The organism is Mesorhizobium sp. YR577 (assembly GCF_900116595.1).
In the GTDB taxonomy this organism is placed as follows: Bacteria; Pseudomonadota; Alphaproteobacteria; order Rhizobiales; family Rhizobiaceae; genus Mesorhizobium_M.
Genome location: NZ_FPBI01000019.1, coordinates 70,928 through 97,746, shown reverse-complemented (window position 1 = coordinate 97,746; position 26,819 = coordinate 70,928). Strand labels below are relative to the sequence as shown.

Annotated in this window: 25 protein-coding genes; 10 read left to right on the top strand and 15 right to left on the bottom strand. The window is 62.7% G+C overall.

Features of this window, described 5'->3' with window-relative positions; all coding sequences use genetic code 11:
- Window positions 1-31 precede the first annotated feature (31 nt).
- Window positions 32-652 (top strand): TetR family transcriptional regulator, encoded by a 621-nt coding sequence (locus tag BM413_RS24280; protein ID WP_091917434.1) that lies wholly within the window; start codon window positions 32-34, stop codon window positions 650-652.
- A 73-nt stretch (window positions 653-725) separates the two neighbouring features.
- Here BM413_RS24280 and BM413_RS24275 read toward each other — a convergent pair whose 3' ends face one another.
- The 9 genes from BM413_RS24275 to BM413_RS24235 form a co-directional block, all read right to left on the bottom strand.
- On the bottom strand, window positions 726-1,970 hold the full coding sequence (locus tag BM413_RS24275; protein WP_091917433.1) for a metal-dependent hydrolase family protein: 1,245 nt from the start codon (window positions 1,968-1,970) through the stop codon (window positions 726-728).
- A 23-nt stretch (window positions 1,971-1,993) separates the two neighbouring features.
- Window positions 1,994-2,968 (bottom strand): ABC transporter ATP-binding protein, encoded by a 975-nt coding sequence (locus tag BM413_RS24270; RefSeq protein ID WP_091917432.1) that lies wholly within the window; start codon window positions 2,966-2,968, stop codon window positions 1,994-1,996.
- Window positions 2,958-3,962 carry an ABC transporter ATP-binding protein gene (locus BM413_RS24265; protein WP_091917431.1) on the bottom strand — a complete coding sequence of 335 codons (1,005 nt, stop codon included), beginning with the start codon at window positions 3,960-3,962 and terminating at the stop codon, window positions 2,958-2,960. Before BM413_RS24265 ends, BM413_RS24270 begins: the two co-directional genes overlap by 11 nt.
- Window positions 3,963-4,026: 64 nt before the next feature.
- Window positions 4,027-4,971, bottom strand: a complete 945-nt coding sequence (locus tag BM413_RS24260) for a succinylglutamate desuccinylase/aspartoacylase family protein (protein ID WP_091917430.1) — start codon at window positions 4,969-4,971, stop codon at window positions 4,027-4,029.
- 18 nt (window positions 4,972-4,989) lie between these two features.
- Window positions 4,990-5,844: a nickel transporter permease gene (gene nikC / locus BM413_RS24255; RefSeq protein ID WP_091917429.1), complete on the bottom strand. Its 855-nt coding sequence runs from the start codon at window positions 5,842-5,844 to the stop codon at window positions 4,990-4,992.
- Between the two features lie 5 nt (window positions 5,845-5,849).
- Entirely contained in the window at window positions 5,850-6,830 is a 981-nt protein-coding gene (locus BM413_RS24250; protein ID WP_091917428.1) for an ABC transporter permease, read from the bottom strand.
- Window positions 6,831-6,879: 49 nt separating this feature from the next.
- Complete coding sequence (locus BM413_RS24245) at window positions 6,880-8,055, bottom strand: M24 family metallopeptidase (protein ID WP_091917454.1); 1,176 nt, start codon at window positions 8,053-8,055, stop codon at window positions 6,880-6,882.
- 69 nt (window positions 8,056-8,124) lie between these two features.
- Window positions 8,125-9,660: an ABC transporter substrate-binding protein gene (locus BM413_RS24240; protein WP_091917427.1), complete on the bottom strand. Its 1,536-nt coding sequence runs from the start codon at window positions 9,658-9,660 to the stop codon at window positions 8,125-8,127.
- 36 nt (window positions 9,661-9,696) lie between these two features.
- Window positions 9,697-10,728, bottom strand: coding sequence for a GntR family transcriptional regulator (locus tag BM413_RS24235; protein WP_091917426.1), 1,032 nt, complete (start codon window positions 10,726-10,728; stop codon window positions 9,697-9,699).
- Between the two features lie 207 nt (window positions 10,729-10,935).
- Between BM413_RS24235 and BM413_RS24230 the strand changes: the two genes are divergently transcribed.
- The 8 genes from BM413_RS24230 (at window position 10,936) to BM413_RS24195 (ending at window position 19,708) form a co-directional block, all read left to right on the top strand.
- Window positions 10,936-11,913 (top strand): aldo/keto reductase, encoded by a 978-nt coding sequence (locus tag BM413_RS24230; protein WP_091917425.1) that lies wholly within the window; start codon window positions 10,936-10,938, stop codon window positions 11,911-11,913.
- A gap of 28 nt (window positions 11,914-11,941) precedes the next feature.
- Window positions 11,942-13,108, top strand: a complete 1,167-nt coding sequence (locus tag BM413_RS24225; RefSeq protein ID WP_091917424.1) for a hypothetical protein — start codon at window positions 11,942-11,944, stop codon at window positions 13,106-13,108.
- A 29-nt stretch (window positions 13,109-13,137) separates the two neighbouring features.
- On the top strand, window positions 13,138-13,380 hold the full coding sequence (locus tag BM413_RS24220; protein WP_091917423.1) for a hypothetical protein: 243 nt from the start codon (window positions 13,138-13,140) through the stop codon (window positions 13,378-13,380).
- 142 nt (window positions 13,381-13,522) lie between these two features.
- A complete protein-coding gene (locus BM413_RS24215; protein WP_091917422.1) occupies window positions 13,523-13,819 on the top strand; it encodes a DUF982 domain-containing protein in 297 nt (98 codons plus the stop codon).
- 175 nt (window positions 13,820-13,994) lie between these two features.
- A complete protein-coding gene (locus BM413_RS34045) occupies window positions 13,995-15,635 on the top strand; it encodes a calcium-binding protein (protein WP_175544420.1) in 1,641 nt (546 codons plus the stop codon).
- Window positions 15,636-16,302: 667 nt separating this feature from the next.
- Complete coding sequence (locus BM413_RS24205) at window positions 16,303-17,787, top strand: lipopolysaccharide biosynthesis protein (protein WP_091917420.1); 1,485 nt, start codon at window positions 16,303-16,305, stop codon at window positions 17,785-17,787.
- Between the two features lie 60 nt (window positions 17,788-17,847).
- Window positions 17,848-18,855, top strand: coding sequence for a polysaccharide pyruvyl transferase family protein (locus BM413_RS24200; RefSeq protein WP_091917419.1), 1,008 nt, complete (start codon window positions 17,848-17,850; stop codon window positions 18,853-18,855).
- A 43-nt stretch (window positions 18,856-18,898) separates the two neighbouring features.
- On the top strand, window positions 18,899-19,708 hold the full coding sequence (locus tag BM413_RS24195; RefSeq protein WP_091917418.1) for a galactosyl transferase: 810 nt from the start codon (window positions 18,899-18,901) through the stop codon (window positions 19,706-19,708).
- A 51-nt stretch (window positions 19,709-19,759) separates the two neighbouring features.
- On the opposite strand, the gene BM413_RS24190 is transcribed toward BM413_RS24195, so the two are convergent.
- Complete coding sequence (locus BM413_RS24190) at window positions 19,760-20,656, bottom strand: sigma-70 family RNA polymerase sigma factor (RefSeq protein WP_091917417.1); 897 nt, start codon at window positions 20,654-20,656, stop codon at window positions 19,760-19,762.
- Between the two features lie 54 nt (window positions 20,657-20,710).
- A complete protein-coding gene (locus tag BM413_RS24185) occupies window positions 20,711-21,031 on the bottom strand; it encodes a hypothetical protein (protein ID WP_244538001.1) in 321 nt (106 codons plus the stop codon).
- A gap of 154 nt (window positions 21,032-21,185) precedes the next feature.
- Here BM413_RS24185 and BM413_RS24180 point away from each other — a divergent pair, with 154 nt between their 5' ends.
- Window positions 21,186-21,899 (top strand): DUF1428 domain-containing protein, encoded by a 714-nt coding sequence (locus tag BM413_RS24180; RefSeq protein WP_091917416.1) that lies wholly within the window; start codon window positions 21,186-21,188, stop codon window positions 21,897-21,899.
- 109 nt (window positions 21,900-22,008) lie between these two features.
- Here the strand turns inward: BM413_RS24180 and BM413_RS24175 are convergent, their stop codons facing one another.
- The 4 genes from BM413_RS24175 to mtnK all read right to left on the bottom strand — a co-directional run bounded on the left by BM413_RS24175 (window position 22,009) and on the right by mtnK (window position 26,750).
- Window positions 22,009-23,901, bottom strand: coding sequence for a bifunctional sugar phosphate isomerase/epimerase/4-hydroxyphenylpyruvate dioxygenase family protein (locus BM413_RS24175; protein WP_091917452.1), 1,893 nt, complete (start codon window positions 23,899-23,901; stop codon window positions 22,009-22,011).
- Window positions 23,902-23,998: 97 nt separating this feature from the next.
- Window positions 23,999-24,238, bottom strand: coding sequence for a hypothetical protein (locus BM413_RS24170; RefSeq protein ID WP_091917415.1), 240 nt, complete (start codon window positions 24,236-24,238; stop codon window positions 23,999-24,001).
- Window positions 24,239-24,381: 143 nt separating this feature from the next.
- A complete protein-coding gene (gene mtnA / locus BM413_RS24165; protein WP_091917414.1) occupies window positions 24,382-25,479 on the bottom strand; it encodes an S-methyl-5-thioribose-1-phosphate isomerase in 1,098 nt (365 codons plus the stop codon).
- Window positions 25,476-26,750, bottom strand: a complete 1,275-nt coding sequence (gene mtnK, locus BM413_RS24160) for an S-methyl-5-thioribose kinase (protein WP_091917413.1) — start codon at window positions 26,748-26,750, stop codon at window positions 25,476-25,478. The genes mtnA and mtnK overlap by 4 nt, the downstream gene beginning before the upstream one ends.
- Window positions 26,751-26,819: the final 69 nt, after the last annotated feature.

Sequence of the window (26,819 nt, the reverse complement as noted above, 5' to 3'; positions counted from 1 at the left end):
ACAGAAATGTATGTAAAGGGAGGCCGAAATCATGCGACGCACGAAATCGGAGTCGGAAGAGACGCGGCAACATATTGTTGATGCCGCCGAGACGGTGTTTCTTGACATGGGCGTGTCGCGGGCTTCGCTGGAACGCATCGCCCATGAGGCCGGGCTGACGCGTGGGGCGATCTACTGGCATTTCTCCAACAAACAGCAGCTTTTCAACGCGATGACGGACCGCGTGCGCTCGCTTCACAGCGCACTGCTGGAAACGCAGATCGAAGAAACCTCGACCGATCCTCTCGGCTTTATCGAGGAACGCGCCTTCGAGATTATCAGACTGTTCGAGGAAGACGAGCACACCCGCAAGGTCTATCAAATTATTGTGACGCGCTGCGAATATGTCGGTGAGATGCAGGAGGCCCTCGTGTGGCAGCGCTCTCTTCACGACACGATGGCGGCTGTGTTCGACCGCGCATTCGAACTGGCCGAATCAAGAGGTGAGTTGGCGAACGGCTGGGACGCCAAGTCGGCGTCGACCATGTTTCATTGCTTCATATCGGGCATGTTGAACGATTGGCTGCGCTACGATTTCAATTCGGAGTTCGCCAAATCCGTTCGGTGCTCGCTGCGGTGCCTCCTGAATTGCTTTGGCGTCAGCCCAAGGTGATTTGCGCTTCGGGTCGTTGAGTGCTTCCCGAAGCAGGCCGCTGACTCTCCGAGGTTCGCCAGAGCACTTCCTGTCAAGCCGGGACTCGCAGCCCATTCTTGGCCATCCGGCCGCGCGCCATGATGACGGACATGTGTGCGCCGTCGCCCTGCAGCAGGCTGATGTCGGACAGAGGATCGCCATCGACCACCAGCAGGTCTGCGGCGGCACCCGTTGCGATGACGCCGGCCTCTCCTTCCAGGCGACAGAGTCTTGCGCCTATGACGGTTGCAGAGCGAATGATCTCGGCGGGCGTCAGCACTTTGGCGAGAATCTCGAATTCCATGCAGTGATATTTGCGCAGCTGGCCGAGCAGGTCGGAGCCGAAGGCCATGGGCAGGCCGGCATCGCGCATGATTTCCAGCGACCGCAGGCCGCCATTGCGCACGATGTCGATCTTGGCGAACTCGGCAGCGCCCAGGCCCAACGCCTTGCCTTCCAGCGCCAGCGCGTCATAGGCAACCAGTGTCGGCACGGCGATGCAACCCTTCTCGGCAGCGAGACGCGCAGTCTCGGGCTCGATCAGATTGCAATGCTCGAGCGAATGGACGCCAAGCTCGACGCAGCGGCCGATCGACTTGTCGGTGTAGACATGCGCCGAGACATAGAGGTCGGCATTATCGGCCTCCTCGACCATCGCCAGGATTTCGTCGCGCGAATACTGGATGGAATGGATCGGATCGTTCGGCGAGGAGACGCCGCCATTGGCCATGACCTTGATGAAATTCGCACCCTCCTTGATCATGGTGCGGCAGGCGGCGCGGACATTGTCGACGCCATCGACGATCAACCCCATCGAGCCGACGCGGTCGGAGAACAGGCCGGGCCGATCGTCGGAGCGGGTGCGCAGATCGGCATGGCCGCCGGTCGTGGTCAGGCCCTTGCCGCAGATGACCAGACGCGGGCCGACAATCAGCCCTTCATTGACCGCGCGCACGAGGCCGTAGTCGGCGCCACCGAGATCGCGCAGCGTGGTGAAGCCGCGCATCAGCGCCTCGTTCATCACGCGCGCCGAGCGCAGTGCAGCCAACGATGACGGTGCCGTCATGTTGGCCCAGAGGTCGAGCGTTTCGGCGACGACATGGACGTGGCAGTCGATCAGCCCCGGCATGATGGTGCGGCCGCCAAGGGCGATTTCGGTCGTGTCGGATGGTGCGTCGATGGACGAGCCGACCGCGGCGATCCTGTCGCCGGTGACCAGTACATCGAGGCCGTCGCGCAGCACGCCTGCTTCCGGATCGAGAAGGCGGCCGCCGGTGAAAAGAGTGTTCTGCGTCATGGCAAATTCCGAAGGGCTTGAGGTTACTTGTTGTGGCAGGCGACCAGCTGACCGCCTTCCCGCTCGGTCAGCGCCGGCTCGACAGTGCGGCAGACTTCCGTCGCCAGCGCGCAGCGGGTGTGGAAGGCGCAGCCGGAGGGTTTGCGGGTGGCGCTGGGGATGTCGTCATTGCTGGCGCTGAACTTGTGGCGCTTGCGCGGGTCCATCGATGGCGCCGAGCTCATCAGCAGTTCGGTGTAGGGATGGACCGGCGCTGCAAAGATGCGTTTCTTGGGAGCGATCTCGACGATGCGCCCCAGATACATCACCGCCACGCGGTGGGAGATGTATTCGACGACGCCAAGATCGTGCGACACGGCGAGATAGGACACGCCGAGGTCACGTTGCAGATCGCTGAGCAGGTTGAGGATCTGCGCCTGAACGGACACGTCGAGTGCCGAGACAGGCTCGTCGCAGACGATGATATCAGGCTTGAGCGCAAGCGCGCGGGCGATGCCGATACGCTGGCGCTGGCCGCCCGAGAACTGATGCGCGAAATTGTCGGCCTGGTCGGGACGCAGGCCCACCCGCTGCATGAGCTCAGTGACGGTGGAGCGCCTCTCCTCCATGGTTCCGACATTGTGGATGTCGAGCGGGGCGCGGATGATATCGCGGACACGCTGGCGCGGGTTGAGCGAGGAGAACGGATCCTGGAACACGATCTGCATGCGCTTGCGGTAGCTCTTGAGCGCCGCCCGGCCGAAGCTCTTGATCTCCTGGCCATCGAAATGCACGGTTCCGCCGGTCGGCTTGACCAGCCCCATGAGCGCAAGGCCGGTCGTTGACTTGCCGCAGCCGCTTTCGCCCACGAGGCTGAGCGTTTCGCCACGGCCAAGGGTGAAGCTGACACCGTCAACCGCCTTGACCGAACCGACCTGGCGCTGAAACACGCCGGCGCGGATAGGGAAATGGACGGCGAGATTGTCGACGCTGAGAAGCGGGGCGCTATCAGGCTGCATCGGCGTGCTCCCAGCAAGCGGCCCAATGGCCGGGGCGCTTTTCTTCGAACGGCGGACGTTCTTCGAGACAGCGCGCAGAGGCATTCGGGCAGCGTGGCGCGAAGGCACAACCCTTGGGCAAATCCCACAGCGGCGGCACGGTGCCGGAGATGTCGGCGAGGCGGTCGCCTTCTTCGCTCGACGCGCCGGCGCGCGGCACGGCGCCCATCAGGCCGATCGTATAGGGATGAAATGGCTGGTCGAAGAGATCGTAGATGCTGGCTTCCTCGACCTTGCGGCCGGCATACATGACGATCACCCGGTCGGCGACTTCGGAAACCACGCCGAGATCGTGCGTGATCAAAATCTGCGCCGTGCCGAGGCGCTTCTGGAGGTCGGAAATCAGCCCCAATATCTGCGCCTGAATGGTGACGTCGAGCGCCGTCGTGGGTTCGTCCGCGATGATGATCTTGGGATCGCAGGCCAGAGCCAGGGCGATCATGGCGCGCTGGCGCATGCCACCCGACAGTTCGTGCGGGAACTGCCCTGCCCTGCGGCGCGGATCGGGCATCTGCACCAGTTGCAGCGCCTCGATGGCGCGTTCATAGGCTTGTTTGCGGCTAACGTTGCGATGCTGCCGCACCGCTTCGGCAATCTGCTCGCCGATCCTGAGAACCGGATTGAGCGCCGTCAGCGGCTCCTGGAAGATCATGGCGATCTGCTCACCGCGCATATCCTCGACCTGCCGCTGGCCCATTGCCAGGAAATCGACGCCATCGATCAGGATCTTGCCGGAAGCCACCTCCGCCGCATCGGGAAGCAGGCGCAGCAGCGACAGCGCCGTCATGGATTTGCCGCAGCCGCTTTCGCCGACGATGCACAGCGTTTCGCCGGCATGAACCGAGAAGTTCATGTCGGAAACGACCGCGAACGAACCGTTCGCCCCGCGAATCCGGATTTCGAGATCCTGGACCGCGAGGACCGGCGCTGTTGTCGCGTTGGGTGCAGCACTCATCGTTGTCTTTTCCCTGCGAGGGCACCGCAGCCGGAAAGCCGCGATGCCGGTGCCTGCCGTCGGTTCAGTCGGTCGCGCCTTCGAGATTGCCGACCATGAAGCCATAGTCGCCACTGGCGACGAGGTTGCGCGTCAAATGCTGCATGATCATCACGCCGTTTTCGAAGGGCGTCGGGATTTCCTCCAGCACTTCGAAGCTGTATGGGCTGACGACGCGGCCGAGCAGCTGGCCGCCCTTGATGACCTCGCCATTGGCCGGAGCCAGCGGTTCGAGCCAGCCTGCCTGGGTCGGGCGGATGCCGGCCAGTTCGTTGACCACGATCTGCTTCGGGTTCTGCCACGGGTCGCCCGGAATGGCTCCAACGGTGCGCAGCATGTTGAGCACGCCATCGACCGTGCGCTTCAGGTACGGCGTCTGGTCGACGATGCCGCCGCCCAGCTCGATCACGGCAACCGGGATGTTGCGCGTGTCGATGGTCACGGTCTTGGTGGTGCCGCCGAACACGGTGCCCTGCTTGTTGTCGACCGGGCGATAGAGCAGCTTGGAGCCGAAGGCGCGCGAAAGTTTCTCGTCATTCCAGATATAGACATAGTCGACGGTCGGGCGGTCGGTGCCGGAATGAAGGTCGATATGGACGTCGATGACGTTGAGAAACCGCTCGGTCAGCGCATGGGCCAGTTGCTGGCTGTAGGTGCCCTTGGGATTGCCGGGGAACTGGCGGTTCAGGTCAACCTTGTCGATGGTGGAGAAGCGCTCGTTGACGGCAAAGGCGTGAGGGTTGGCGACCGGCAGCAGCAGGATGCGGCCCTTGAGCGGCGTGTCCATGAGGATGCGGAAGAGCTCGAGGATGGCCTGCGAGCCGGTGTTCTCGTTGCCGTGGATCGAGGCCGAAATGCCGATGGTGGGACCATCCTGCTCGCCCACCAGTTCGTGCATGAACAGGACGGCGTCGCTGCCGTCGGCGTGGGTGGTGAACTTCGGACGAAGCTGGTTGATCGACTTGACCATACGATTATTCCTTCAGTGTTATTTGGCCTTGCCGGCCTTTGCCTCGCCACGCGAAAGCTGGCGTGGATCGAGAATGTCCCTCAGCCCGTCGCCGAGGAGATTGAAACCGAGCACGGTGATCATGATGGCCGCACCGGCGATGATGGAGAGCCAGGGCGCATCGCGCATGAACTTGGTGCCGTAAGACAGCGTCCAGCCCCAGGTCGGCGTGGGCGGCGGCAGGCCGAAACCGAGGAAGCTCAGCGCCGATTCCGCGATGATGGCCGTGCCAAGCCCCAGCGAGGCAAGCACGATGATCGGCCCCAATGCGTTGGGCAGGATTTCCCTGAACAGAATGCGCGCCGGACTGGCACCGAGTGCGCGTGCCGCCTGCACATAGTTCTGCTCGCGCAACACCAGCGTGGTCGAGCGCACGACGCGGGCATATTCGGTCCACGCGACGACGATGATGGCGATGGAGACATTCAGCACGCCGGGGCCGAGCACCGCGACAATGGCCAACGCCAGCACGATCGCCGGGAAGCCGAGAAAGATATCGGTGATGCGCATCAACACCTGATCGACCCAGCCGCCGAAATAGCCGGCGACCAGCCCGACCACCGTGCCGATGAGCGTCGAACAGAACACCGAGATCACGGCGATTGTCAGCGACACGCGCGCGCCGAAAACGGTGCGGGACCAGAGATCGCGGCCGAAATTGTCGGTGCCGAGCCAGTGATTAACTGACGGACCGGCAAAACGGTTGCGCATGTCCATCTGCTCGACGCCATGGGTCGCGACATAGGGAGCAAAGACGGCGCACAGGATGACGACGAGCGAGATCACCGCGCCGACGACGAAAGACGTGTTCCTGAGGGGTTTGGGGATGCGCATGACGGTCAGCTCAGGCGGATGCGCGGATCGACCGCGGCGTAGAGGAGATCGACCACCAGATTGACCAGCGCGAAGATGATGGCGAAGGTCAGCACGATGCCCTGGATGAGCGGCAGGTCGCGTTGCGATATCGCCGCGATGGTCAACTGGCCGAGCCCCGGCCAGGCGAAGATGCTCTCGGTCAGGACCGCACCACCCAGCAGCGCGCCGAAGCGCAGGCCGATGATGCTCAGCACCGGCAGAAGCGCATTGCGCAGGGCATGGCGGACGACGACACGGTGACGGCGCAATCCCTTGGCGTAGGCGGTACGGACAAAATCCTCGCGCAGCACTTCCAGCATCGATGCGCGCACCAGCCGGGAAATGATGGCAGCCGAATTGGCGGCCAGCGCCAGTGCCGGCAAGGCAATGTGGCTGAGCGAATCCCAGAGCACCTGCGGCCGGCCGCTGAAAGCGGCAAACAAGGCCTCATGCAGTGGCACGCCCCGGCCGATCGCCGGCAGCCAACCCAGCTTCACCGCAAACAGAAGCATCAGCAGCAGGCCAAGCCAGTAGACCGGCATCGAAACGCCGATCTGGGCGAAAAGCATGGTGACGGTGTCGACCCACGAGCCCTGTCGGATGGCGGCATAGACCCCAAGCGTGAGCCCGATGATCGCGGCCAGCAGGAGAGAGACGACGGCGAGCTCGATCGTCGGACCGAGGCGGCCGAGGATGATTTCCGACACTGGCTGGTTCTGGAAGATGGAGCGGCCCATATCGCCATGCAGCAGCGCGACGAAATACTCCCACAGGCGGATATACCAGGGATCGTTCAGGCCCAGGCTATTACGCAGATTGACGATGGCCTCCGGCGTGGCGTCCTGTCCCAGGAGAACGGCTGCCGGGTCGCCGGGGATGAGCAGCAGCAGGCCAAAGGTGACGATGACCATGCCGATGGCCATCGGGATCAGCATCAGCAGCCGGCGGACTACATAGGCGATCATGTCGTCGGCTCCCCTTGGTTGGTCGGTTGAAGGACGGCGATCATCCCGGTCAGCCGATCACGACGTCTTCGATGCGGCGCGGATAATGGGTCATGGAGTCTGGCCCTTCCGCGGTGATCAGGACGGTGTCGGCGATGCGATATCCGGCAAAATCGGGCACGAAGATCGCCGGTTCGCTGGAGGTGATCATGCCGGGCGTCAGGATGGTCTGGTCGCCCGCCTCGACCCATGGCGGCTCGTGGAACATCACGCCCATGCCGTGGCCGACGCGGTGGAGCAGATAGTCGCTCATGCCGCTGTCGCGGATATAGGCGAGTGCCAGATTGTCGGCGGAGGCACAGGTGTGACCGGCAATCAGTGCGGCGGTAGCCATCCGCTGCGCCTCGAACGCGACGGCATAGTGATCCTGCTGCTGTGCGGTCGGTTCGCCAATGAACAGGGTCCGCTCGCTTTCGGCAGCACGTCCGCCGACGCGGCAGCCGAGCGACAGGATGATGCTTTCTCCGCGCTTCACTGGATTGCCGGTGGGCATGCCGTGCGGAAAGGCGGAACGTGCGCCGGAATAGACCAGCCCGCTCGCCAGTCCCTGCACCAGCATCACATCGGCATGGTCCTCATGCATGATCTTCATGGCATGGCGCGAAACGAAGGATTCGATCTCGATTTCGCTCGGCAGCGTGCCACCCTTATGCATGGCTTCAGCGATGAGGCCGACGCCTGCAGTGACCATCTCGTCGGAAATCCGCGCGGCTTCCCGGTGCAGCACAATCTCGTCGGGATATTTGATCAGCCGCATCTTCTGGACGATGTCGGACGGGATCACGCGGGCAGCATTGGGAAAGGCCGCCTCGATCTGCCCGACACGGGCCAGTGAAATGGCGTGGCTGTAGGCAACCGTGCCTTTCATGTCGGGGAAGGCTCGGCCCAGAACGCTGAAGGGTCGGTCGACGCCCGGAAACTCGAAATAGACGATCGGTTCGGCGGCAATGTTCTGATGCGCGGCGTGGCTGCGCTCGAGTTCGGGCAACAGCAGGAACGCGCCGGTTCGGGTGATGGCAAAGACGACGGGGCGCTCGGTCGTGTAGTGCGAAAAACCCGTCGTGTAGATCACGTCGTCGTTGGAATCGAGCAGCAGCAGGTCGATGCCGGCTTCGTCCATGCGGCCGCGGATGTCCGCATGCACCTTGGCATAGTATTCGTGGCTGAGGACTTGATGAAAGGCCATCGCTGATCTCGCTGGAATCTGGAAAAGCCGGTCGGCATCAAGGCTGATGCCGACCGCGGGTGTCATCGCTCAATCGGCAAGCCCGATCAGCCCGCGCATGTTGCCGCGTGGCGTCGCCTGCACCTCGCCCAGCTTCTTCGAGTAGAACAGCTGGTAGCCCTGGGCCGAGACGATGAAGTAAGGTAGGTCATTGGCCAGGATGGTTGCTGCATCCTGGTAGAATTTGGCGCGTCCGGCCTGATCGAGCGTCGAGCGCCCAGCCTGGAGAAGCTTGTCGACTTCCGGATTGGAGTAGCCGCCCCAGTTGGTCGAGCCGCCCGTCGTCAGCTGCGCAAACATCAGCCGGTCGGGATCGACGATGTTGAGCCAGCCGAGCAGCGCGATCTGGTGCTGGCTCTTTTGCACGTAATTGGTCGAGAAGGACGGCCAGTCGCTGATCTTGGCGTCCGCCTTCACGCCGGCCTGCTGGAACATCGCCTGCATGAATTCGATGGTCTGGACGCGGTTGGGGTCTTCGCTGTGGGTGGAGAGCGTCACCTCCAGCGGCTTGCCGTCCTTGTCGAGGATGCCGTCGCCGTTGCTGTCCTTCCAGCCCATCTCGTTGAACAGGGCGACCGCGCCCTGCACGTCGAAACCGGGCTGCGAAATCTTGTCCGAATAGGCCCAGGACGATGGCAGGATGATCGAATGCGCGACCTGATCGACGCCGTGATAGATGTCGTTGACGATCGTCTGCTGGTCCACCAGCATCGAGAAGGCCTGGCGCATCTTGGGGTCGGCCAGAAGCGGGTCCTTAGTGTTGAAGTTGAGATAGTTCACGCCCAGCCCGGCCGTGATGACATTGCCGAAGCGATCGTCGGCCTTGAGACGCTCGATATCCTGCGGCGACAGCGGCGACTGGATGACGTCCAGGTCGCCGGCTTCGAAAGCCTGCGCGCGGGCAGAATTGTCGCCGATGATCTTGACGGTGGCCTTTTCGACCTTACCGGCATCGCGCCAGTAATTTTCGTTGGCCTCAAGCACGATCTCGCTGCCGCGGTTCCACGAGGCAAGCTTCATCGGGCCGGCGCCGACCGGCTTGAGGGCGATGTCCGCGCCACCCTCGACCAGCTTCTTGGGCACGATGCCGATGTCGAGATAGCTCAGCAGCGGCGCATAGGGCGCGCTCAGCGTGAACTTGACGGTCTGCGGATCGACGGCTTCGACGGCCTTGATCGGCGAGTACAGCGCACGCTGCGGCGCGTTGAAGGCCGGATCGATGATGGTGGTATAGGTGAAGACCACATCGTCGGCGGTCAGCGGCGAACCGTCGGAGAATTTGAGATCGGGCCGCAGCTTGAAGATGAAGGTCTGCGGATCCGGGTTCTCCCAGCTCTCGGCAAGGTCCGGCACCGGCTCGAGCTTCGGCGTGATGTGGACCAGACCGGCATAGATAAGATCGCCGACGCGGGCGGCCGTGGTATCGCGGGCAAGACGCGGATCGAGGGTGCCGGCATCGACGTCGGTGCCGATGACGATGGCTTTGCCATCCTGGGCCATCGACGGCTGGATCGCAGCCAACGCCAGAGCCAGAACTGCACTGGTGGTCAATAGAAGTTTCTTCATTTTTTGTTCCCCTTTTTTTGTTTTGCGAGACGGCTTTCAGGCAATGACTGGCATTGCCGATGGCGCGCCGGGCTGAGAGCCGGCGTCCTGCGCGATCTTCATCTGCCGAAGCTCGGCGAGATGCGGGATCAGCGCATTTTCCAGCGCGCCCGGATCGGGCGCGTGGCGGTATTCGAAACAGGACACATTGGTCGGCACCAGGTCGGCGACATGGTCGGCGCCGGAGGCATAGATCACAGTGTCGCAACCGGCGATGATCTCGCGCAAATCCGGCGCGGACGACCATGTCACCCGGATATCCGAGACATGCGGCGCGAACTCGCGCACGCTGGGACGCATGATCGCGATGTATTCCTGAAAATGGGTGACCGCGGCAACGCGGGCGCGCGGATCGAGGCCTGCGAGGTTCTGCCGGGTGCGCTGTGACGGGATAAAGCGAAGGCTCAGTATGTTGGCCGCGCCAACCAGCGATCGCACCTCTGCCTCGCGATGAAGAAAGGTAAGGACCAGATCGGCCTTGATGCAGGCTTCCCGCTCCGGGCCGGGATTGCTCAGGCTATCGAGCGTCACAAGCTGCACGGTGTCGCCGGCACCCAGCTTGGGGCGGATCTGCTCGACATAGTCGCGCCCCGGACCCTCGAATATGCAGACGAAGACAATCGAAAGAGCGGCACCTGGACGACGCAGCTGCGCGCGGGCGTTGATCATCGAGACCAGCGCCATCGGCGACACACCCAGGGCCTCGGCCTTGGCGATGATCGCCTCGATGTCGCTGCGCAGCGCGTTGATCGGCAGCTTGTCGTCCGACTGCATGCGCGGATCGCGGGTGGTGAAGGCGCCAAGCCCCTGGCGCATCTCTATCAGGCCGGCGTCGCGCAGCTGCTGATAGACCAGGCTGACGGTCATAGGCGCAATGCCGAGCTCGGCTGCGAGCTGGCGAACGGACTGCAGCTTGGTGCCGTAGGGCATGTCGCCAAAGGCAAGCGTATAGCTCAGCAGGCCATGGAGCTGCGTGCCCACCGGAACGGGCAGCGACTTGTCGATACTGGAGGCGTCAATGGGAAACATGTGTTCTACCAGTTCAGTACACTTAACCGTAACACCTGATTTTCTGAGCGCAATAGGGTCTGGGATTTTTTTGAACACGGTTTGCATTCGCCGAAATTCTATGCAGTTATGCCCGAGGAAATAAGGCTTTTGGGGCTGAAACGACGCCATGGGCCACGAATTCCTTATGGCCGAAGGCGAGCTTATGACTGCAAGAAGGGTGTTCTAGTGGAATATATCAACCTAGGTCGAACCGGCCTCAAAGTGTCGCGCCTGGCTTTGGGCTGCATGACTTTTGGTTCACCCGACTGGGCGCCCTGGGTGCAGGACGAAGCCGGATCGCGACCGATCATCGACAAGGCGGTCGAACTCGGCATCAACTTCTTCGACATGGCCGACATGTATTCGCTGGGCGCAGGCGAAGAGGTGGTCGGCCGCGTGCTGGCCGGCCAGCCGCGCCACAAGCTCGTGCTGGCAACCAAGCTCTACAATCCGATGAGCAAGGACCCCAACGACCGCGGCCTGTCGCGCAAGCACATATTCGAGGCCGTCGATGGCAGCCTCAAGCGCCTTGGCACCGACTATATCGACCTCTATCAGCTGCACCGCTTCGACTACGAAACACCGCTGGAGGAGACGCTCGATGCGCTCGACGACGTCGTCCGTGCGGGCAAGGTGCGCTATCTCGGCGCGTCGTCCATGCATGCCTGGCAGTTCATGAAGGCGCTCGGCATGCAGCGCGCCAATGGCTGGGCGCCTTTCGTGTCGATGCAGCCGCATTACAATCTGATGTATCGCGAGGAAGAGCGCGAAATGCTGCCGCTGTGCCGCTCGGAGGGTATCGGCGTCATCCCATGGAGCCCGCTTGCCCGCGGACGGCTTGCCGGACGGACCGGCGATGCGGCCAGCTCCACGCGGGCGCAGACCGACAAGACCGCCGGCGCGCTTTACGATCGCTCGAGGGAGCAGGACGAGGCGGTGATCGCCGCCGTCCGCAAGGTTGCGGAGCGGCATGGCCGGCCGCCGGCGCAGATCGCCTACGCCTGGGTCGCGAGCCGGCCCGGCATCACCGCGCCCATCGTCGGCATCTCCAAGCTGCACCAGTTCGACGATGCCATTGCCGCGTTGGAGGTGAAGCTGAGCGACGAGGATGTCGCCGCGATGGAAGCGCCATACCAGCCAAAGCCGGTCGCCGGCCACCAATAGCGGCGGCATTCAAGACTCGGGAGGTCTCATGAAACTGGGCAATGAACTGGCCGAGCTTACTGCCGGCATCGATCAACTCTATCGCGCCACGCCGCGCAGCGACGGCTTTCTCGACCGCGAGGGGCTCATTCCGGTGGCGGTAGCGCCTGTAGAGCCGCGCACCTTGAGCAACTACCGCGAGGCCATCGAGGCCCTCACCTCCCTGCAGAAGCGGCTTGATAGCGAAGCCGAAAGCGCGCTCAGGCGCGACTATCTGGCGGAGATGATCGACTCGCTGCTCGCCCTCATTGCCACCTTCAGTGAGGAAGAAATTTCCTTCGCCGATCGTGTCCGCCGGCAGATCCGCGTCGACACGCAGTTGATCGGCGATGTGGTCCTCGATGGCTATCGCACGACGATCCGCGAAAAACTCGACGAAATGGGCTTTTCCGGCGGCGGGCTGGCGGAAGACCTGGCGCGCTGGGAGGCGAAGGTGCGGGTGCCGGTCGAGGCGGTGCTGGAGACGATGCGCGAGCTGACGCTTGAGGCCCGCCACCGGGTGACCGCGACCATGTACCCGATGGACGACCAGTGGATGGAGCCGGAGGGCGTGCGCGCCACCCCGTTTTCCGCCTATTGCGACTATCCGGCCCGCAAGGTTCTGATGAACCTAGATTTTCCCTACACCCGGTTTGCGCTGAAACACCTCGCCACGCATGAGGTGTTTCCGGGGCATCTCGTGCATCTGGCGCTGCGCGAGCGTTACGTGGCTGAAGGCCGCATGCCGCTGGATGGTGCGCAGGTGGTCACCAGTTCGGCCAGCAGCGCGCTGTTCGAAGGCATAGCCGACAATGGCCTTGCCTTCCTCGACTGGATTGAAGGCCCGGAGGACGAACTCGGCATCGCCTTGCAGCGCCTGCGGAGCGCGCTACGTTGCAATGCCGCCTGGATGATGCACGCGCAAGGCAAGTCGCTAGACGAGATCGTGCCGGTTGTTGCCACAGGCGGCTTTCAGGACCAGGTCACGGCGCGCTCGCGGCTGGCCTTCCTCGGCCACGACCTGCGCGCGCCTTTCGTCTACGCCTACTGGTGTGGCGACATGGCCGTCGATGCGGTCTGGAAGACCGTGCCCCGCGAGCGACGTTCCGAATTCTGGGCCTATCTCTACGGCAACATGCATACGCCCCGGACACTGGCCAAGCACTGGACGCTGTGAATCCACAGGTAGGTTGATATACGTTCGCCATGCCTCGTTTCACGGATACCCATGTCTTTCGAGCACAGATTTTCAGTCTCGGCATCGATAACGAGACCGGAGGCTTCTATCTCTCGACACCCATAAGCGAAGCGTTCAGGGCGGCTGAATTCGAAGCCTACTACGCGATTTCAGAGGCGGAGTATCGCCTGTTCGCCGGCGATCCGGCCCTTGCCGGTTCATTCACCGAAGATTGCCGAATGGGCCGCGAGAAATCGCGCCGCCTGGCCTGAGGAATAGCGGCTCCTGTTCCCAATCCTGTGCCTGCGTGTTCACGTTCACCCATCGCTCTTTCTTCATTTGTGACGAAGCGAATCTTGGTCTCGCCCACTTCTGCGGCTGAAACAGCGGCATCAAGCAAGGAGTTACGAGCCCATGATCGCTCACAAATTCGACCAGCAGCTGTCAATCTTCGTCGGCCTTGGCTTTCCCCGCGATGTCGAAACCGTATTGGACGCCTACGATATCCTGCTCGAATGGAACGGCATTCCCGACCTCGACTATCACGGTGCTCTTGAGGTTTGCCGCAAGGCCATCAATGGCGAGAGAACCGCGGCAGATGTGCGCGAGGCGTTCGAAAACTTCGCGCGCAACAAAGGTATCCTTTCAGAGGAAGCGCTCGATCGCGCTGCCAGCAGCCTTGCCCGCGAATGGGGACGACTGAGCGCCTGACGCTCTGCTCCATCAATAGCCGAAACGGAACAGTCAAAAAAACTGTCACACCCCGCGTGTAGGAACAGTGGTGAACATGAGCATCCGCGACTTCGCGGTCAGCGTTGGCCCGAAGGCCAGCCCCAGGCAACCAGGTTCTCCACACAGCGTCGCAGATCAAGAGGAGATATTCGCCATGGCATACATTCCCGGCACCGATAATGACGACACGCTATACGGCACCAACGATCCCGATCAGATCCTGGGGTTCGGCGGCAACGACCTGCTCGTCGGCCTCAACGGCAATGACGTGATCCAGGGCGGCAATGGCGACGACCGGCTGGAGGGTGGCGAAGGCGACGACGATCTCTGGGGCGATGCCGGCGTGGACACGCTCGTCGGCGGGGCAGGTCAGGACCGGCTGATCGGCGATGCAGACGGCGACAAGCTGAGCGGTGGCGATGGTTTCGACACCGCCGACTATGTTCGCTCCGGGGCGGCCATCACGGTCGATCTCGTGGCCGGTACCGCGATGGCTGCCGGTGGCACCACGCATGACCGGCTGGCCGGCATCGAGGCGGTCGAAGGCTCCTTCTACAACGACGAACTCTCGGGAAATGACGGCTACAACCTGCTGCGCGGCAATGGCGGCAACGACGTGATCCACGGTCTCGGTGGCGCCGACGTTCTCGACGGCGGCTTCGGCGACGATCAACTGTGGGGCGGCGACGGCGAAGACACGCTGACCGGAGGCGCTGGCAACGACAGTCTCTTCGGCGAAGCCGGCAACGATACGCTGAAGGGTGGCGACGGCAACGACGAGCTCTATGGCGGGGCCGGAAACGATAGTCTCGAGGGTGGCCTCGGCGGCGACCGGCTTGACGGCGGCGCCGGCATCGACACGGCGACGTACGGCAATTCCAACATCGGCGTGTCGGTGTCTCTCTGGGCCGGACGCGCAGACGACGGCGACGGTCCTGACGACGCTTTGCTCAACATCGAGAATGTCGACGGATCGGCTTCGGGCGACTCGCTGTCGGGCGACCAGAAAGCCAACGTCCTCAAAGGTCTTGGCGGCAATGACTGGCTCGTCGGCGACCTCGGCAACGACACGCTCGACGGCGGCAGCGGCCGCGACAAGCTTTACGGCGACAGCGGCAATGACCTCCTCGATGGCGGCGCCGAGGGCGACAAGCTGTACGGAGGGTCGGGCAACGACACCTATGTCATCGACAGCATCGATGACCGCGTCGACGAAAGTGTTGCCGATTCGCAGGGAGTCGCTTCCGGCGGCATCGACACGGTAAGATCGGGCTATTCGGTATCGCTCTCCAACGCCACGATCTTCAAGGGCGACATCGAGAACCTGACGTTGACCGGCACGGGCAATTTGAACGGCAGCGGCAACGGCCTTGCCAACATCCTGACCGGCAACACCGGGATCAACACGCTCGCTGGCGGCGCGGGCGACGACACCCTGGCAGGCGGGTTCGGCAACGACACGCTGATCGGAGGAGACGGCAGCGACACCTTCCTGTTCAACGCAGCGCTCAATGCCGTCAGCAATGTCGACACCATCACTGACTTTTCGGTGCTCGACGACGCGATCAACCTTGAGAATGCGATCTTCACGGCATTTACCACGCTCGGCGCATTGGCCGCAGACGCCTTCCACATCGGCTCGGCCGCGCAAGATGCCGACGACCGCATCATCTACGATCCAACCACCGGTGCCCTGACCTACGATTCAAACGGCAATGCCGGCGGCGGAGCGGTCCAGTTTGCAACACTCAGCGCCGGCCTTGCGCCGACCAACGCGGATTTCTTCGTGGTGTAGAAATCAGAGACGGCCTGGGATCGGAAGCTGCGGCAAGCGTGATGGCACAGCCCGGTCTCGACGGCATTGTGCGCTGCGTGCAAGACATCTGGTGGATTCATGCCCCGAGTTCCCGCTCCGAACAGATTGAGACAATCGGACGCGGGGCCTCTTCAAATGCCGGATCAATTCTTGTCGATCCTGGTTTCAAAGCACGCTTGATTCCCGGTTTCGGCACACTTGTTGAAGACGAGCAGCCCGCAATGCGGCCATGTTTTCAATTACATGACAACAATGTGGACCTGTCGCCTGAAAACACTTTGACCGCCGTCGGAACCATGGCGAGACGCCCTGCCAGGCCGGGCCGACGACCAACGACAAGCTGGTCGCCGTCCTCATCTCGCCTCTACTGGCCCGATGGAAAACGCCTGAAATCAAGCGTGATCGCGCGCCTATTGCAGTGCAGCATAGCGGCAATTAAATTGCTGCAGCGCGATCAGCGACGTGATCGGCAAGCACCGTCAGCTGAGTGCACGAGTACCCGACGCGCGGATTGCCGCCGCGTTCAATCCTGATTGGAGTACGGTTTGATACCGGCGGACATCGCTTTCACGACTGTCGATCTGAAGAGGATCAATCGATTTAAGATCGGATTCGCGGTGCGCTCAACCAGGATCACCATCGCCATATGACGAGCATCACCGGCCGGCTAATCAAGGGAAGCATGTGGCTGAGCCTGTCCCGCGCGATCGTGAACGGGCTGGCGACGCTGAGCACTTTCGTGCTCGCGTGGAACCTGACGCCTTCCGATTTCGGCGTCGTCGCGCTGGGCACGACGATGCTGCTGATCGTCAGCACCGTCACCGAACTATCGCTGACCGAAGCGCTCATTCGCCACAAGGCACCCGACGAGTCGCATTTCAGTGCCGCCTGGACGCTCAACGCCACGCGCGGATTGCTGCTTTGCCTGCTTTTTGCGGTCTGCGCCTATCCGGCATCGATCCTGTTCGAAGAGCCGAGGCTTACCGGCGTCATGCTCGCGCTTGGCCTGAGCATGTTCATGGGCGGCCTGATCAATCCGCGCCGGATATTGCTTCAGCGCGACCTGATCTTCTGGCAGGAATTCGTTCTCAGCGTCTCGCAGAAATTCACAGGCTTCATCGCCGCAGTTGCAATCGCGATGATCTATCACAGCTATTGGGCGCTGGTGATCGGCACGCTGGTGACACAGGCGACGAACGTCATCGTCTCCTATCTCGTGCTGCCATTCCGGCCGAGGGTCACCTTCCAGCATATGCGGGAATTCTTTTCCTTCTCTGCGTGGCTCACAGCCGGCCAAATCGTCAATACGCTCAACTGGCGGTTTGATTATCTGCTGGTCGGCAAGATGCTCGGTGGAACGGCGCTCGGCTATTATTCGGTCGGCAGCAACCTCGCCATGATGCCGACGCGCGAAGCGACCGCGCCGCTGACGCAGACGATCTATCCCGGCTTCTCCAGCATCAGCCACGATCCGCCGCGCCTTGCCGCCGCCTATCAGCGCGTGCAGGCACTTGTCGCCGCGATCGCGCTTCCCGCCGGCATTGGGGTCGCGGTGGTCGCCGATCCGCTGGTCAGGCTCGCGCTGGGGGAGAAATGGGTGCCGATCGTGTTCGTCATCCAGTCGCTCGCCTCGGTCTTCGCGCTCCAGACGCTGGGCTCGCTGGTGCAGCCGCTGGGCATGGCAAAGGGCGAAACGCGCCTGCTGTTCATCCGCGATACGCAGATGCTGCTGGTCCGGGTTCCGATCATGGTCATCGGCCTGCTGCTCTACGGACTTCCGGGCATCGTCATCGGCCGCGTGTTCACCGGCCTGTTCAACGCGCTCGTCAACATGATCCTCGTCAAGCGCTTCATCGGCGTCACGGTGCTGAAACAACTCTCGGCGAATGTGCGCGCGCTTGCGAGCGTCGTGGTGATGGCGGCAGGCGTTACGCTCGCCGCGCGCTATCTGGGCCACACGGCCGACAAGATGATGCTCGTGCAGCAACTGGCGCTCCTGGTGACGCTGGGGGGCGCTTTGTATTGCGGGTCGAGCCTGCTGCTCTGGATATTGATGAAGCGACCGCCCGGCCCCGAGATGGAGATCCAGAAGATCCTTGGCAAAATCCTGTCGAGAGTTCGCCCCGCTTGAAGGCTACGCTGCAATTTCCCGCCGCATGCACGGCTTGCACGCCAGATGGAGAATGAGAAAATGACCTCGAAATCAAATCTGGTCCTGATCGCCGAATTGCAGGACATGATCCACGATTGCCTGAAGGACTATGTCTCCGGCGACGAGCCGGTGGCGATGGTCGATTTCCCCGACTACAAGAATGTCGGCGATTCCGCGATCTGGCTGGGTCAGATGGCCTATCTCTCTTCCCGGTTCGACAAGGCGCCTACCTACATATCGTCGCTGCAGGACCACTCACACGAGAAGCTGAACGATGCGGCCCCGTCCGGGCCGATTCTCATCACCGGCGGTGGAACGTTCGGTGATATCTGGTCGGGGCATCAGGAGCTTCGCGAGAGCATCCTGGAGCGCTGGCCCGGCCGTCTGGTCGTGCAACTGCCGCAGTCCATTCATTACAAGTCGCAAGCCCACTCCGATCGGATGGCGCGGGCGATCGCAAAGCACAAGAACTTCGTGCTGCTCGTGCGCGACGAGGAATCAAAGGCGTTCGCCGAAAAGCACTTCGATTGCCGCGTACATCTCTGCCCGGACATGGCGTTCGGCATCGGCCCGATCCAGCCGCTGGCTGCAACCGAATTTCCGGTGCTGGCGATGCTGCGGGCGGATCAGGAAAAGGCCTCGAATTACGATTTTTCCGCCTATCCCGATGTCCCGGTGGAGGACTGGATCAGCGAATCCCGCACCCCCGTTCGCATCGCCAAGGCGCTCGGTGCAGCGAAGGCAGTCGTTTCGCTGGATCCCGAGCGGATCCGCGGCGCCAAGCTCAACGCTGCCGCGCACAACCGCTTCCGGCGCGGCATCCGGCAGATTTCGCGGGGGCAGGCGATCGTCACCGACCGCCTGCATGTCCACATCTGCGCGCTGCTGCTTGGCCGGCCGCATGCCGTCCTCGACAACAGCTACGGCAAGGTGCGCCGTTTCATGAACGCTTTCTCCGGCGGGACGGACCTGTCCTATAAGGCGGAATCGCTCGACGACGGGATCGCCTGGGCGCGCAGTCAGGCCGGGCTCGGAGCCGCCGCATGAGGTCGTGTGTCATGCGAACAGATATCCGCGGAGGTGAAATCCGATGACCACGGTCACCTTCATCATTCCGGTCCGCCATCAGGACAATGCCCGCGACTGGAGCCTTCTCAAGGCGAACCTTACCCAGACCATGGCCTCGATCTCGAACCAGACCAATGGAGATTGGCGCGGCATCATCGTGGCGAATGAGGGCGCCGATCTACCCGATTTGCCGGAGCGCTTCGAGGTGGAGCGCGTGACGTTTCCGCCAAACAATCTTCACGAAATCGACAAGGCCGACATCGAGGCTGTCTACGACGCCTTCCGCGCCGACAAGGGGCGCCGGGTGCTGATGGGCATGCTGCGCGCGCGCGACAGCCGCTTCTTCATGATCGTCGACGACGATGATTTTGTGAATGCCGGCATCGTCCAATATGCGTCGGAGAATCCCAACGCGAACGGATGGGCGATCGACCGCGGCTATATCTGGGACGATGGCGGCAAACTGCTGCTGGGATATGACGAGTTCAACCATCTCTGCGGAACGTCATTGATCGTCCGCTCGGATCTCTATGGCCTGCCGGAAAGCTTCGAGGATGCCTCGCTCGACTGGATCAAGACGATGCTGGGCAGCCATGTCCGCATCGCCGACATTCTCGCGCAGCGCGGCACGCCATTGGGAACGCTGCCGTTCCGTGGCGCCGTCTACCGTGTTGCCCATGCGGGTTCGCACAGCAAGGCGCCCGGCATCCTGGTCAAATATTTCCTGAGCTGGGAAGCGCTCAAGCGGCCCCGCCGTCTGCTGCGCAATCTGGGCAAGCTCCGGCTGGTCGACGAGACCGCAAAGCGCGATTTTTTCGGCCAGCGCATCTAGCGCAAAAGCGCCGGACCGGGCTGGATGGCTCACTCAGGCGCTGGCTACGGGTCAGCCGTCAAGCGGCTGGATATCCGCGTCGGCCAAAACATAGGTCGCGTAGCGGAAATCGCGGATGTTCGCGACGTTCTCGCCGAGCCATTCAAGCAGCATGAAGCCGCGCACGCCGGCGTCCGGCGCCTGCGGATCGCGGATGAGGATGGCCGGCCGGCCATCGACGAAGCCGAGCGACAGGGCCCAGTCGTCGGCGCGGCTGTAATTGCCGTAATAGTTCGACACCTGCGCCTTGCCGCGCATGCGGGTGCGGTTGACGACTTCAAGCTGAATATCCTCGCCGACGAGCGCCCGCACCGCGTCGAAGTCGCGTGCGTTGAACAGGTCGACATAGCGGCGAAGGCGCCGCTCGTCGTCGGCGCCCAGCGTCGGCTTGACGACCTCTTCCGGCTCCTGCGCCAGCAGGCGAAGCTGTGCCCGCCCGCGATGCAATGCCGCTTTCGTTGCGGCAAGCGTCGCGCCGGTCGCCTCGCAGGCTTCATGCAGGCTGAGGCCGAGCACGTCGACGAGGATCACGGCGCTGCGCTGCTGCACGGAGAGATGCATGAAAGTGCGAAGGCCGATCTGGGCGACATGCCGGCTGTCGGCGGCACCGGATGGATCCTCGATCATCGATATGTCGGCCTCGCTCATGCGCGATCTTTCCCGGGTGCGTCGGCGCAGATAGTCATGGGCGGCATTGTGGGCGACGCGAAACAGCCACTGCTCCGGCTGCTCGACCGTGACATTGCCGTCGAACGCCTGAAGCGCCTTCGCAAGCACCTCCTGCACGACATCCTCGCCATCGATCACGGAACCCGCCATGCGGGCGCAGTAGCGATGCAGCCGGGGGCGTAGGTCGACCAGCATGGCCTCGAAAGCCGGCCGGTCCAGTTTCTGCGGTGTTGAGCTCATTGCGTCCCGTGCTGTTTCCGATTTTCTGCAATTTACCCCACCCGGGTCGGAACCCTAGGTTGTCGGTTTCGGCCCTGCAAGCATGCGGTAATTGCCCATGACCTTCGCCTGCGACCGCATCACCGGCGTAGAGCGTCGCTCAGCATGGTTTTCCGTGAACGCCTTGAAGGCGGCGAACCCGGGCAATGGCGAGGCAGCACTTTCGTCCTGCGTGCCAACAACGTGGATGAATTCCCCGTCATCCAGTTCGAGCGCGAGATATTGCAGCGCTTGCGGCGCGGACCGGTCGAGTTCTTCGAACACGCCTGCGATCAGCGCGCGGTTCTCCTCCAGCCTGCCGTCTTTCACGCTGTAGCGAATGACTGCGTAACCCATCATCGTTCTCCCTGATGCTTGTCCTGCTACCAAGACGCCGGAGGCCCGCAAAAAGATTCTCGAGGCCAGAGAATCTTTTTGGCCATTCGCATCGTCTTTCACGTGAAGGGGCCTGCAAGTGCAGGAAACCGCTTCGAACAAAGAGGAGAGAAGAATGGCTTATATCGAAGGACGCGTCGCTGCGGTGCCTGCCGCAAACAAGGAAGCCTATCGCAAGCACGCCGCAGACGCCGCGGCAGTCTTCAGGGAATTCGGCGCAACCCGCGTCGTCGAGACCTGGGGCGACGATGTGCCGGACGGCACGATCACCGACTTCAAGGGCGCGGTGAAGGCAAAGCCGGACGAGATCATCGTCTTTGCCTGGCACGAATATCCTTCGAAGGAAGTGGCCGATGCCGCGAACGAAAAATTCATGAGCGACCCGCGCATGAAGGAACTCGGCGCAACGATGCCCTATGATGGCATGCGCATGATCTTCGGTGGCTTCACGTCGGTTCTCGACGAAAACGCCAAGGGCAAGATGGGCTATGTCGATGGCTCGCTGGTGCCCGTGCCCGCCGGCAATAAGGCTGCCTATCATGAACTGTCGGCCAAGCTTATCCCGGTTCTGATGGAACATGGCGCGACGCGTGTCGTCGACACCTGGGAAGACGCCATTCCCGACGGCAAGGTCACCGACTACAAGGGCGCGGTGAAGGCCGCAGGCGACGAGAAGGTCGTCTATTCCTGGATCGAATGGCCATCGAAGGAAGTCCGCGACGCAGGCTGGGAGAAGGTGATCGCCGACCCGCGCATGTATGGGGACGCGGAACCCTACGACAACAGGCGCCGGGTCCATGGCGGCTTCCTGCCGCTCATCGACGCCTGAAATTGCCCGTTGGATTCAGAGCAAATGTGCCGTCCCTTCGGCACGTTTGCTCGCATTGTTTCGTCGCTTTCGTCGCGTTGGCTTGAGGCGTTCTGAGCCTTGCCCGAACTCAGACCCGGGGCATTCCTCTTGGCCGCATGTGCCGCTTCTGCGCGGCAATGCGGAAGGGAGCGTTGGCCGCGCCATAGCCCTTGTAGCCGCCGCGCCGCTCGACAATCTCGAAGATGAAGCCCTCGCCCCAGGTCGGGGCATAGAGCTGGAAATACTCGCCATGCTCGTCGCGGTCGTAGAGCATGTTCTCCTCGCGCAGGCGGTCGGCAAGCTCGGGCTCCAACCCGAAGCGGGCTTCGACGTCGTCGTAGTAGTTCGGCGAGATGGCAAGCGTGGCGAAGCCGTTCGCCTTCAGCGCGGCGGCCGTGGCGAAGATATCGTCGGTCGCAAAGGCCAGATGCTGGGTGCTTGACCCGAAACTCTCGGCGATGAAATGGCCGGCAAGCGTGCGCCGGTTTTCCGCGCCGTTGAGGGTCAGCCGCAGTGAGCCATCGTCGTTTTCGATGACCTGGCTGCGCACGATGCCGGCCGGGTCGATGACGTCGACCATCGGCGTCTTCCGCGTCCGGAAGATGGACGTGTAGAACAAAAGCCAGGTCAGCATCTCGTCATGGCCCATCGTCTGGCCAACGTGATCGATCTGCTGCAAACCGACCGGACGCGCGGGAACGGGATCGTCGGTCGGAACGAATTCGACTTCCCACACCCGCGCCAGTTCCGACGTGCGGTCGACAAAATGAACCACGCTGCCGCCGACGCCACGAATGGCGGGCAGCGTCAGTTCACCAGGCCCAACCGTCTGTTCAAAGGGTTCGGCACCCAACGCCCGCGCACGCGATACGGCCGCATGCGCATTTTCCACACCCAGCCCGATGGCGCAGACCGAAGTGCCATGCACGGTGAAGGAGGAATGGGCAAAACTCTCCCGCTCGGTGTTGATGACCAGATTGATGCCGCCCTGCCGGTAGAGCGTCACGTTCTTGGAGACATGACGGCCTTCCCTATGGAAACCCAGCGCGCCAAACATCGTCGCCAAGCTCGCCGCATCAGTCTCGTCGGCCGCGAACTCGACGAACTCCACGCCATGAACGCCGACCCGGTCGGGAATATCCGGCGTGGCGAGCGCAATGTCGGGCTCCTCGCGCCGCACCTGGTCCATCAGGTAGACGAGCGAGCGGTGGCCGTCGACGGAGATCGACTTGGCCGAGCCGCCACGAAACTGGTCGTTGAATATCTCCAGCGAAAGATAGCCGTCATAGCCTGTCGCAGCGACCGCGCGCATGAAATCCTTGACCGGCAGGTCGCCCTCGCCCGGCATGTTGCGGAAATGGCGGCTCCAGTAGAGCAAATCCATGTCGATGGCCGGTGCGTCGGCAAGCTGGACGATGAAGATCTTATCCTTCGGAATCGAACGGATCGACCCCACATCGATCTTGCGCGCCAGCGTGTGGAAGGAATCGAGGATGATACCGATGTTGGGGTGATTGGCGCGCCGCACGATCTCCCAGGCGTCGCGATGGTCGTGGACGTGCCGGCCCCAGGCGAGCGCCTCATAGCCGACGCGCAGCCCCCGCTTTGCCGCCCGCTCGCCCAGCTCGAAGAAATCAGCCGCCGCGCGGTCGATGCCGCCGAGCGAAACCGGCGAGACGCTGGAGCAGACCAGCATCAGGTCCGTGCCCAACTCCTGCATGACATCGAACTTGCGCTCGGCCCGGTCGAAGGCGCGGCCGCGCTGCGGCTCGGGCAGGCCTTCGAAGTCGCGGAACGGCTGGAACAGCGTTATCTCCAGCCCGGCATCGCGCACCATCTCCCCCACATCGCGCGGCGAACTGTCGAAAGCGAGAAAGTCGTTTTCGAATATTTCGATGCCGTCGAAGCCCGCCGCCGCAATCGCCGCAAGCTTCTCGCCGAAATCGCCCGATATCGATACCGTCGCTATCGACGTCTTCATCATGCAAAAGTCTCCGAATAAAAGTACGAACCAGTTCGTCTAGAACAACGCCTGCACAAATGCATCCCGCAGCGATGCAAAACCAGCCGAGCCGCCATCACTCCTCAAGGTTTTCGCTGCGCGTCGCAAAACGGACGACCATGTCGACGGCATTGCGCCGCAGCCGCGCAAGCTGGTCCTCAGCGCCGAAATCGCGGCCGAAAATCTTCGAGAAGGTGGCACGGCAAGCACAGCCATTTACCGGCGAGGCTCGGTCAAACACAAGAGCGGCAGACTGCCGCTTCGGCTGTATGGCCTCGGGGAGGAGTTGAGTGCCCGTTTCTGGCGACAGGATCATCGACGTGCTGCGCGCATTGACCGCACATCAGGCCGACCGCCGCGATCGTGATCAGCCTGATCGGGCCACGCATGAACGCGAAGGCGCGCGGCGCGGCATGCGGCCAACGCGTCGGCGAATATCGAGCAGAGCCTTCGGCGTGCTTAGCCCCGCCGTTCGGGAAAGAGTTCGCGCAGGCCTTCGCGCGAGGCCTTGGCGACGCCGCGCTCGGTGATCAGGCCGGTGACCAGCCGCGCCGGGGTCACGTCGAAGGCCGGGTTGCCGGCCGTCGTGCCCTCTGGTGAAACCCGCACTTGCGCGATTTCGCCCGAAGCCGTCTTGCCCCAGACCAGCGAAACCTCGTCGCCCGAGCGCTCTTCGATCGGGATTTCCTTCAGGCCGTCGCCGACGGTCCAGTCGATGGTAGGCGACGGCAGCGCGACGTAGAACGGCACGTCATTGTCGCGCGCAGCAAGCGCCTTGAGATAGGTGCCGATCTTGTTGCAGACGTCGCCGTCCGCCGTAGTGCGGTCGGTGCCGACGATGACCATGTCCACTGCGCCGCGCTGCATCAGGTGCCCGCCGGCGTTGTCGACGATCAGCGTGTGTGGCACGCCGTGGCCGACCATCTCCCACGCCGTGAGCTGTGCGCCCTGATTGCGCGGGCGCGTTTCGTCGACATAGACGTGGACCGGAATGCCCTTCTCCGCTGCCAGATAGATCGGCGCGGTGGCGGTGCCGTAGTCGACGGTTGCCAGCCAGCCGGCATTGCAGTGCGTCAGGATATTGACGGTCTCGCCGGGCTTCTTTTTTGCGGCAATCGCGCGGATGATCTCCAACCCGTTGCGGCCGATGCCGCGGTTGAGCTCGATATCCTCGTCGGCGATTTCGGCGGCGCGCTTGTAGGCAGCCTTGGCCCGCTCGGCCGCGGGCAGCGACCGCAGCAGATTGCGCATTTCATCGAGCGCCCAGCGCAGGTTGATCGCGGTCGGCCGCGTCTCATGGAGCTTTTCCCAGGCGGCATCAAGGGCTGCGTCGGACGGGTCGTCAAGCGTCTGCAAGGCCATGCCGTAGGCCGCCGTCACGCCGATCAGCGGCGCGCCGCGCACCCACATGTCGCGGATAGCCCTGGCAATTCCGTCCACTGTACCGACAGTCTCGATGCGAAAATCATGCGGCAGCCAGCGCTGGTCGATGATGTCGACCGAGCGGTCGTCTTCATTCAGCCAGATCGTCCGGTAGTGGCGGTCTCCGACATTCACGCGACTTTCTCCTTTTCGATCAGACCGGCCAGCGCATTGATTTCATCGAGGCTGTGGATGTGGCGGCGATTGACGACGAGATGCCGGCCGAACTTCAGCGCCTTCGTCTCGCTGGCCGCGCGCAGATCCTCGTCCTCGATGGCCTCGAAATCGGCATTGTGGGCGAGGCCGAGAATGCGGCGGTGGATCTCGACGCCGGCAAAGCCCAGCATGTCGGTCCAGATGCCGTGCAGCACATGATCGAGCGCCTGCTCGCTGCCGAAGACATCGCCGCGATCTTCGAACAGGCTTTTGGCGTAGAGCATGCCGCTGCGTTCTGTGCGCCACAGATGCGCGAATTCGGTGCGGAAGACCGACCATGTCTCGACGATCACGCCGAGCAGATAGGCGCGCTGAGCCTCGCGATTGCCGTCCTGCTCGTGGCCGCGTTGCGAGAAGAACGCCATCCAGAAATTCGCCAGCAGCATACCGACATCGAATGCCATTGGCCCATAGAAGGCGAATTCGGGATCGATGATCCGCATGTCCTCGTCGGTCACCATGATGGAGCCCGAGTGGAGATCGCCATGCAGCAGCGTCTCGGCATTGGCCGCGAAGAGATGCTTCAGCCTCTGCGCCTCGACCTTAAGATCGCGGTCGGCGCGCAACTCGGCGACGATGCCGTCGAGCTGCGGCGTTGTGTGGCGGTTCATCGCCGCTTCGAAATAGGGATCGGTGAAGACGAGGTTTTCGGTGATGTCGCAAAGCTCGGCATTGTCGGCAAACAGCGCCAGATCCTCCTTGCGCGCCCGCGCCTTCATATGGAAGTCGGAGCCGCGGAACAGCGTGCGGGCCATGAACAGGCCGAGGTCGCGCGCGATCTTCGGCGGGGTGCGCCCCTCGATCAGCGCCCGGCGCAGGATGATGTGCGGCGACAGATACTCCATGACGATCAGCGCCTGCGCCTCGTCGAAATGGTAGATCGCGGGCACCGTGCCCTTGCCGGCGCGGGCTTCCTGTCTTGTCAGCGCGTGATATTCGAAGAAGGACCGCTTGAGCGGCAGCGGCCAGCTGTCGCCGACGAGCCGTACATAAGGCAGTGCCTGCTTGACGACCACGCTGCCCTTGTCGCCCTCGACGATGAAGACGAGATTGAGATTGCCGTCGCCAACCTCGCGTACTTTCCATTTGCCGGTGTCGGTGCCGATGCGTGCGGTGACCGCCTCCGTGCCACCCAGCCGCGACGCCAGCGTCTCGATCGACAATGCCTCGAATGTCATCACTTTCGTCACCGGTTCCTCCCGTCGCCTGCCTGCGCCAAGCATGACGGACCAGACAAGACCATGAAAGGGGTAGCTCAC

What these genes read in the sequence shown, in the direction of transcription:
- BM413_RS24280 (WP_091917434.1), top strand. Translation starts at nt 32, where the DNA reads ATGCGACGCACGAAATCGGAGTCGGAAGAGACGCGGCAACATATTGTT.
- BM413_RS24275 (WP_091917433.1), bottom strand. Translation starts at nt 1,970, where the DNA reads ATGACGCAGAACACTCTTTTCACCGGCGGCCGCCTTCTCGATCCGGAA.
- BM413_RS24270 (WP_091917432.1), bottom strand. Translation starts at nt 2,968, where the DNA reads ATGCAGCCTGATAGCGCCCCGCTTCTCAGCGTCGACAATCTCGCCGTC.
- BM413_RS24265 (WP_091917431.1), bottom strand. Translation starts at nt 3,962, where the DNA reads ATGAGTGCTGCACCCAACGCGACAACAGCGCCGGTCCTCGCGGTCCAG.
- BM413_RS24260 (WP_091917430.1), bottom strand. Translation starts at nt 4,971, where the DNA reads ATGGTCAAGTCGATCAACCAGCTTCGTCCGAAGTTCACCACCCACGCC.
- nikC (WP_091917429.1), bottom strand. Translation starts at nt 5,844, where the DNA reads ATGCGCATCCCCAAACCCCTCAGGAACACGTCTTTCGTCGTCGGCGCG.
- BM413_RS24250 (WP_091917428.1), bottom strand. Translation starts at nt 6,830, where the DNA reads ATGATCGCCTATGTAGTCCGCCGGCTGCTGATGCTGATCCCGATGGCC.
- BM413_RS24245 (WP_091917454.1), bottom strand. Translation starts at nt 8,055, where the DNA reads ATGGCCTTTCATCAAGTCCTCAGCCACGAATACTATGCCAAGGTGCAT.
- BM413_RS24240 (WP_091917427.1), bottom strand. Translation starts at nt 9,660, where the DNA reads ATGAAGAAACTTCTATTGACCACCAGTGCAGTTCTGGCTCTGGCGTTG.
- BM413_RS24235 (WP_091917426.1), bottom strand. Translation starts at nt 10,728, where the DNA reads ATGTTTCCCATTGACGCCTCCAGTATCGACAAGTCGCTGCCCGTTCCG.
- BM413_RS24225 (WP_091917424.1), top strand. Translation starts at nt 11,942, where the DNA reads ATGAAACTGGGCAATGAACTGGCCGAGCTTACTGCCGGCATCGATCAA.
- BM413_RS24220 (WP_091917423.1), top strand. Translation starts at nt 13,138, where the DNA reads ATGCCTCGTTTCACGGATACCCATGTCTTTCGAGCACAGATTTTCAGT.
- BM413_RS24215 (WP_091917422.1), top strand. Translation starts at nt 13,523, where the DNA reads ATGATCGCTCACAAATTCGACCAGCAGCTGTCAATCTTCGTCGGCCTT.
- BM413_RS34045 (WP_175544420.1), top strand. Translation starts at nt 13,995, where the DNA reads ATGGCATACATTCCCGGCACCGATAATGACGACACGCTATACGGCACC.
- BM413_RS24205 (WP_091917420.1), top strand. Translation starts at nt 16,303, where the DNA reads ATGACGAGCATCACCGGCCGGCTAATCAAGGGAAGCATGTGGCTGAGC.
- BM413_RS24200 (WP_091917419.1), top strand. Translation starts at nt 17,848, where the DNA reads ATGACCTCGAAATCAAATCTGGTCCTGATCGCCGAATTGCAGGACATG.
- BM413_RS24195 (WP_091917418.1), top strand. Translation starts at nt 18,899, where the DNA reads ATGACCACGGTCACCTTCATCATTCCGGTCCGCCATCAGGACAATGCC.
- BM413_RS24190 (WP_091917417.1), bottom strand. Translation starts at nt 20,656, where the DNA reads ATGAGCTCAACACCGCAGAAACTGGACCGGCCGGCTTTCGAGGCCATG.
- BM413_RS24185 (WP_244538001.1), bottom strand. Translation starts at nt 21,031, where the DNA reads ATGGGTTACGCAGTCATTCGCTACAGCGTGAAAGACGGCAGGCTGGAG.
- BM413_RS24180 (WP_091917416.1), top strand. Translation starts at nt 21,186, where the DNA reads ATGGCTTATATCGAAGGACGCGTCGCTGCGGTGCCTGCCGCAAACAAG.
- BM413_RS24175 (WP_091917452.1), bottom strand. Translation starts at nt 23,901, where the DNA reads ATGAAGACGTCGATAGCGACGGTATCGATATCGGGCGATTTCGGCGAG.
- BM413_RS24170 (WP_091917415.1), bottom strand. Translation starts at nt 24,238, where the DNA reads ATGATCCTGTCGCCAGAAACGGGCACTCAACTCCTCCCCGAGGCCATA.